This window comes from Stenotrophomonas sp. FW305-3-2-15-E-LB1, assembly GCF_058787375.1.
On the sequence record NZ_JBYSZR010000033.1, the window covers coordinates 49,344 to 55,430 of the forward strand.

Below are 6,087 nucleotides of genomic sequence, written 5' to 3' on the forward strand. Positions count from 1 at the left end.
AAAACGCCACGGTCTCCCGTGGCGTTCTGCTTCCGTCAAGCTGCCAGAGCCTCAGCCCAGCAGCTTGCGTACCTTGGTCAGCGCAGCCATGAAGCGCTCGATCTCGGCGTGCGTGTTGTAGAACGCCAGTGAGGCACGGCAGGTGGCGGCGACGCCGTAATACTGCAGCAGCGGGTGTGCGCAGTGCTGGCCTGAACGCACGGCCACGCCTTCCAGGTCCAGCAGGGTGGCCAGGTCGTGCGCGTGCGCGCCGTCGATCAGGAAGGACACCACAGCGGCCTTTTCCGGTGCTTCGCCGAGGATGCGCAGGCCATCGACCTTGCGCAGCTCTTCGGTGAAGTGCGCCAGCAGCTCGGCCTCACGCGCTTCCACGTGCTCCAGGCCCAGGCCCTGAAGGTAATCCACGGCCACGCCCAGGCCGATGAAGCCGGCGATGTTCGGGGTGCCGGCTTCGAACTTGTGCGGGGCATCGTTGAACACGGTGCCGTCGAAGCTGACTTCCTTGATCATCTCGCCACCGCCGAGGAACGGCGGCATCGCGTCGAGGTGCTCGCGGCGTGCCCACAGCACGCCGGTGCCGGTCGGGCCGCACATCTTGTGGCCGGTGAGGGCGTAGAAGTCGCAGCCGATCGCAGCCACGTCGACCTTGCGGTGCGGCACGGCCTGCGAACCATCGACCACGGTGATGATGCCGCGCTTGCGCGCTTCACGGCAGATCTCGCGCACCGGGTTGACCGTGCCCAGCACGTTGGAGACGTGGGCCACGGCCAGCAGCTTGACCTCGGGGGTCATCGCGCGGCGCAGTGCATCCAGGTCCAGCGCGCCATCGGGGGTGATCTCGGCCACGCGGATGGTTGCACCGGTGCGCTGGGCGACCAGCTGCCACGGCACGATGTTGGCATGGTGTTCCATGCGCGAGACCAGAATGACATCACCGGCCTTCAGCCGCGGCAGCGCCCACGAGTACGCCACCAGGTTGATGGCGAAGGTGGTGCCGCTGCACAGCACCAGCTCGTTGCTGCGCACGTTGAGGAAGCGGGCCAGCTTGTTGCGCGCACCCTCGTAGGCGTCGGTGGCCTCGGTGCCCAGCGCGTGCACGGCACGGCTGACGTTGGCGTTGTAGCGGCGGTAGAACTCGTCCACCGCGCCGATCACCTGCACCGGCTTCTGGCCGGTGTTGGCGTTGTCGAAATACACCAGCGGCTTGCCGTGCACTTCGCGCATCAGCAGCGGGAAGTCGAGGCGGACGCGGTCCCAGTCGGGGGTGCCGGCGGGGGATTCGATCGGGCGCGGCGTGGACAGGTTCATGCCACGCCTGCCTCGGCCAGGGCCTTGTCCAGGCGGCGCGCCAGCTGTTCGCGCAGCGCTTCGGGCAGCACCTTCAGCGGCTCGTGGCAGAACGCGGCGCTCAGCAGCGCCTGTGCCTGCGGCTGCGGCAGGCCGCGCGAGCGCAGGTAGAACAGCGCATTGGCATCGAGCTGGCCGACGGTGGCACCGTGGGCGGCCTTAACTTCGTCGGCGTCGATCACCAGCACCGGCTGGGTGTCGATCTCGGCGTCGGCCGACAGCAGCAGGTTCTTGTTGGACAGGTTCGCGTCGGTACCGTCGGCGCCTTCGCGGATCTGGATGCCGCCATGGAACACCACGCGGCTGCGGTTGGCCGCCACGCCGCGCCACAGCAGCTCGCTGCTGGTATCGCGGGCGATGTGATCGATGCCCAGGCGGGTATCGACATGGCGGCGACCATTGCCGAGCAGCACGCCATTGGCGGTCAGCTGGGCGTTGTCGCCTTCCAGGCGCACGTTCAGTTCGTGGCGGCTGAGTGCAGCGCCCAGCTCCAGGTCCACGCGGTGGTACTGGGCATCGCGTGCCAGCACCGCATCGGTACGCAGGAAGCTGGTCTGGCGTGCGCTGCCGGCCTGCACGCGGGCGTGCTTGAGCACGGCGTCGCGGGCCACGTGGGCATGCAGCACGGTGTTGTCCAGGTGCGCCGAATCGCCCACGCTGAAGCGGTGCTCGACCACGCCAAGGCTGGCACCGGCACGCAGTTCGATCAGGTGGCGGTGGTGCCAGGCCAGGTCGGTATCGCCGGCCACGCTGGCGAACACCAGCTGCAGCGGCACCTCGACCTGCACGCCTTCGTCCACGCGCAGCACCACGCCCTCATCAGCCAGCGCAGCATTGAGGCGGGCGAACACGTCGTCGCTGCGCTCGTAGCGGCGGCCGAGGAAACGCGCGGCATCCTCACCGGCGGCCAGCGCCGTGGACAGCGGCTCCAGCTGCACGCCGGCCGGCAGGCCGTGGGTGTCGCTGAGCGCGTCGCTGAGGCGGCCGTTGACGAACACCAGGCGCGGTGCCGGGATGTCTTCCAGCACGGCCACGTCCAGCGCCGGCGGCGACAGCGGCGCGACGGCGAAAGCGCGACGCTCCAGCTGGCGCAGCGAGGTGTACTTCCAGGCTTCGCTGCGGGCGGCCGGCAGGCCATCGCGCAGCACCGTGTCGAGCACTTCGCGGCGCGCATCGCTGCCGCAGAAGGCCTGGGCCATCGAGTCGAGCAGGGCGCTCATCAGACCGCCGCCTCGCGCACCACGCGATCCTTGAGGAAATCGTAGCCGTGCGCTTCCAGTTCCAGGGCCAGTTCCGGGCCACCGGTCTTGACGATGCGACCATCGGCCAGCACGTGCACCACGTCCGGCTTGATGTAGTCCAGCAGGCGCTGGTAGTGGGTGATGACCAGGAACGAACGGTCGGCCGCGCGCAGCGCGTTGACGCCGTCGGCCACGCTCTTCAGCGCGTCGATGTCCAGGCCCGAATCGGTTTCGTCGAGGATCGCCAGCTTCGGCTCGAGCACGGCCAGCTGGAAGATCTCGTTGCGCTTCTTCTCGCCACCGGAGAAGCCTTCGTTGACGCCACGGTGCAGCAGTTCGTCCTTCAAATGCAGCACGGCCAGCTTCTGCCGCACCAGCTTGAGGAACTGCATGGAATCGAGTTCTTCCTCGCCACGTGCCTTGCGCTGGGCATTCAGTGCCGCGCGCAGGAAGTAGGTGTTGTTCACGCCCGGGATTTCCACCGGGTACTGGAAGGCCAGGAACAGGCCGGCGGCGGCGCGCGCTTCCGGATCCTGGTCGAGCAGGTCGCTGCCTTCGAACTGCACGCTGCCTTCGGTCACTTCATAGCCGTCACGGCCGGCCAGGACATTGCCCAGGGTGGACTTGCCGGCGCCGTTGGGGCCCATGATGGCGTGCACCTGGCCAGGCTTCACTTCCAGGGACAGGCCCTTGAGGATTTCCTTGTCGCCGATGCGGGCGTGGAGGTTGTCGATCTTCAGCATGATACGAATCCAGTAGAGCCACGCCATGCGTGGCTGAATAATCAGAACGAGGGCAGCAGGCGGGTCAGCCGACCGAACCTTCCAGCGAGACTTCCAGCAGCTTCTTGGCTTCCACTGCGAATTCCATCGGCAGTTCGCGGAACACCTGCTTGCAGAAGCCGTCGACGATCATCGACACCGCGTCTTCCTGGCTGATGCCACGGGCGCGGCAGTAGAACAGCTGGTCGTCGGAGATCTTGGAGGTGGTGGCCTCGTGCTCGACGGTCGCGCCCGGGTTCTTCACCTCGATGTAGGGGAAGGTGTGGGCACCGCACTGCTTGCCGATCAGCAGCGAATCGCACTGGGTGTAGTTGCGCGCGCCATCGGCGTTGCGGTCGACCTTGACCAGGCCGCGGTAGGTGTTCTGGCCGCGGCCGGCGCTGATGCCCTTGCTGACGATCTTGCTCTTGGTGCGCTTGCCGACGTGGATCATCTTGGTGCCGGTGTCGGCCTGCTGGCGGTGGTGGGTCAGCGCCACGGAATGGAACTCGCCCACCGAATCGTCGCCCAGCAGCACGCAGGAGGGGTACTTCCAGGTGATGGCCGAACCGGTCTCGACCTGGGTCCAGGTGACCTTGCTGCGCGCACCACGGCATTCGGCACGCTTGGTGACGAAGTTGTAGATGCCGCCGACGCCGTTCTCGTCGCCCGGGTACCAGTTCTGCACGGTGGAGTACTTGATCTCGGCATCTTCCAGCGCGACCAGCTCGACCACCGCGGCGTGCAGCTGGTTCTCATCGCGCATCGGCGCGGTGCAGCCTTCCAGGTAGGACACGTAGGCCTTGTCCTCGCACACGATGAGGGTGCGCTCGAACTGGCCGGTGTGGCCGGCGTTGATGCGGAAGTAGGTGCTCAGTTCCATCGGGCAGCGCACGCCCTTGGGAATGAACACGAAGCTGCCATCGGAGAAGACCGCCGAGTTGAGCGCGGCGAAGTAGTTGTCGCCCACCGGCACCACGGTGCCCAGGTACTGGCGCACCAGCTCCGGGTGTTCCTTGATGGCCTCGGACATCGAACAGAAGATGATGCCCTTCTCGGCCAGCTCCTTGCGGAAGGTGGTACCGACAGACACCGAGTCGAACACCGCGTCCACCGCCACGCCGGCCAGCTTGGCGCGCTCGTGCAGCGGCACGCCCAGCTTGTCGTAGGTATCGAGCAGTTCCTTGGGCACGTCATCCAGCGAGGCGTACTTCGGGCCCTTCGGCGCGGAGTAGTAGCTGAGCGCCTGCAGGTCGATCGGGGCGATCTGCAGCTTGGCCCAGTTCGGCATCGGCATGGTCAGGAAGTGGCGGTAGGCGTCCAGGCGCCACTGCGTCATCCACTCGGGCTCTTCCTTCTTGGCCGACAGGGCGCGGATGGTGTCCTCGTCCAGGCCCGGCGGCAGGGAGTCCGATTCGATCTCGGTGATGAAGCCGGCCGAATACTTGCGGCCGAGCTGCTCATGGATCTCGCGGTTGGGGGTGTCGTCGTGGGCGACGGTTTCGATGGTTTCGGTGGCCATGGGGGGCTGCCTACGGATCAGGAGACGACGTCGACAGCGATGGTGCGGCGCTGTTCGTCATCGACAAGGGGAAGGGGGGGCAGGATCTGGGCGAGGGTGACATCGCGCAGGGCCTCGGAAACCACGTCGTTGATCAGCCGCCAGCTGCTGCGCGCGCCGCACTTGGGCGCCATGCCGCACTGGTGGTGGTCGTGGCTGCATTCGGTCAGGGCCAGCGGCCCTTCCATCGCTTCGACCACTTCGAACAGCGAGATCTCGATGGACGGGCGGGTCAGCCGGTAGCCGCCGCGGACGCCGCGCAGGCCCTCGACCAGGCCGGCCTGGGCCAGCGGCTTGAGCACCTTGCTGACGGTGGGCGGTTCCAGACCGGTGAATTCGGCCAGCTCGGTCGCGCTCAGCACTTCACCCGGGCGGGCGGCAAGCACGGTCAGCACGACGGTGGCGTAATCGGTAAGTTTGGTGACGCGCAACATGGGGGATGCGAGTGGTTCTTAAAGCGGACTGAAATTGTACGCTTTTCTTCGCCAGCATCCAACCCGGGCATTCAGCCAGCGCTGGGGGCGGTCCTGGGCGGGCCGGGAACAACACACCGGGCGCCACCGGGGCGTAATGCTGCGGCATGCGGGTTGTTTTCGCAATCACCCGGAATGGGTGAGAATCGGGGTTCCTTTCGCTGCAGACCTCCCTTGCCGATGCCCAAGAAGATCCAAGCCCGCAAGTCCGCCATCCATGGCAACGGCGTGTTCGCCGTGGCCCCGATCAAGCAGGGCGAGCGCGTGATCCAGTACAAGGGCCTGCTGCGCAGCCACGGTGATGTCGATGCCGATGACAGCGGCGACGTCGAAAGCGGCCATACCTTCCTGTTCACCCTCAACGACGACTGGGTGATCGACGCCAACTACAAGGGCAACGACGCACGCTGGATCAACCACAGCTGCGACCCGAACTGCGAAGCGGTGATCGAGGAAGACGAGGACGGCGACAGCCGTGGCGACAAGGTCTTCATCGAGGCCCTGCGCGATATCAAGGCCGGCGAGGAGCTGACCTACAACTACGGCATCACCCTGGCCGAGCGCCACACGGCAAAGCTGAAGAAGATCTGGGAGTGCCGCTGCGGCTCGCCCAAGTGCACCGGCACGATGCTGCAGCCCAAGCGCTGACCGGTATGGGGTAGTGCCGGCCGCTGGCCGGCATGGGCCTGATCGCGATGCCGGCC

At 66.7% G+C, this 6,087-nt stretch carries 6 protein-coding genes; 1 reads left to right on the forward strand and 5 read right to left on the reverse strand.

Features of this window, described 5'->3' with window-relative positions:
* Nucleotides 1-51: 51 nt before the first annotated feature.
* The 5 genes from AC3WL7_RS18665 to AC3WL7_RS18685 form a co-directional block, all read right to left on the reverse strand.
* A complete protein-coding gene (locus AC3WL7_RS18665; protein WP_492752383.1) occupies nucleotides 52-1,308 on the reverse strand; it encodes a cysteine desulfurase in 1,257 nt (418 codons plus the stop codon).
* Nucleotides 1,305-2,567, reverse strand: a complete 1,263-nt coding sequence (gene sufD, locus AC3WL7_RS18670) for a Fe-S cluster assembly protein SufD (RefSeq protein ID WP_492752385.1) — start codon at nucleotides 2,565-2,567, stop codon at nucleotides 1,305-1,307. The genes AC3WL7_RS18665 and sufD overlap by 4 nt, the downstream gene beginning before the upstream one ends.
* Entirely contained in the window at nucleotides 2,567-3,331 is a 765-nt protein-coding gene (gene sufC / locus AC3WL7_RS18675; protein ID WP_108746119.1) for a Fe-S cluster assembly ATPase SufC, read from the reverse strand. The genes sufD and sufC overlap by 1 nt, the downstream gene beginning before the upstream one ends.
* Nucleotides 3,332-3,395: 64 nt before the next feature.
* Nucleotides 3,396-4,871 carry a Fe-S cluster assembly protein SufB gene (gene sufB / locus AC3WL7_RS18680; protein ID WP_079220956.1) on the reverse strand — a complete coding sequence of 492 codons (1,476 nt, stop codon included), beginning with the start codon at nucleotides 4,869-4,871 and terminating at the stop codon, nucleotides 3,396-3,398.
* A gap of 17 nt (nucleotides 4,872-4,888) precedes the next feature.
* A complete protein-coding gene (locus tag AC3WL7_RS18685; RefSeq protein WP_079220957.1) occupies nucleotides 4,889-5,344 on the reverse strand; it encodes an SUF system Fe-S cluster assembly regulator in 456 nt (151 codons plus the stop codon).
* Between the two features lie 219 nt (nucleotides 5,345-5,563).
* On the opposite strand from AC3WL7_RS18685, the gene AC3WL7_RS18690 reads away from it, so the two are divergent.
* On the forward strand, nucleotides 5,564-6,031 hold the full coding sequence (locus AC3WL7_RS18690) for an SET domain-containing protein (RefSeq protein ID WP_012479369.1): 468 nt from the start codon (nucleotides 5,564-5,566) through the stop codon (nucleotides 6,029-6,031).
* Nucleotides 6,032-6,087 lie beyond the last annotated feature (56 nt).

Coding starts and splice junctions, on each gene's coding strand:
- AC3WL7_RS18685 (WP_079220957.1), bottom strand. CDS start 5,344: ATGTTGCGCGTCACCAAACTTACCGATTACGCCACCGTCGTGCTGACC.
- AC3WL7_RS18690 (WP_012479369.1), top strand. CDS start 5,564: ATGCCCAAGAAGATCCAAGCCCGCAAGTCCGCCATCCATGGCAACGGC.
- sufB (WP_079220956.1), bottom strand. CDS start 4,871: ATGGCCACCGAAACCATCGAAACCGTCGCCCACGACGACACCCCCAAC.
- sufD (WP_492752385.1), bottom strand. CDS start 2,567: ATGAGCGCCCTGCTCGACTCGATGGCCCAGGCCTTCTGCGGCAGCGAT.
- AC3WL7_RS18665 (WP_492752383.1), bottom strand. CDS start 1,308: ATGAACCTGTCCACGCCGCGCCCGATCGAATCCCCCGCCGGCACCCCC.
- sufC (WP_108746119.1), bottom strand. CDS start 3,331: ATGCTGAAGATCGACAACCTCCACGCCCGCATCGGCGACAAGGAAATC.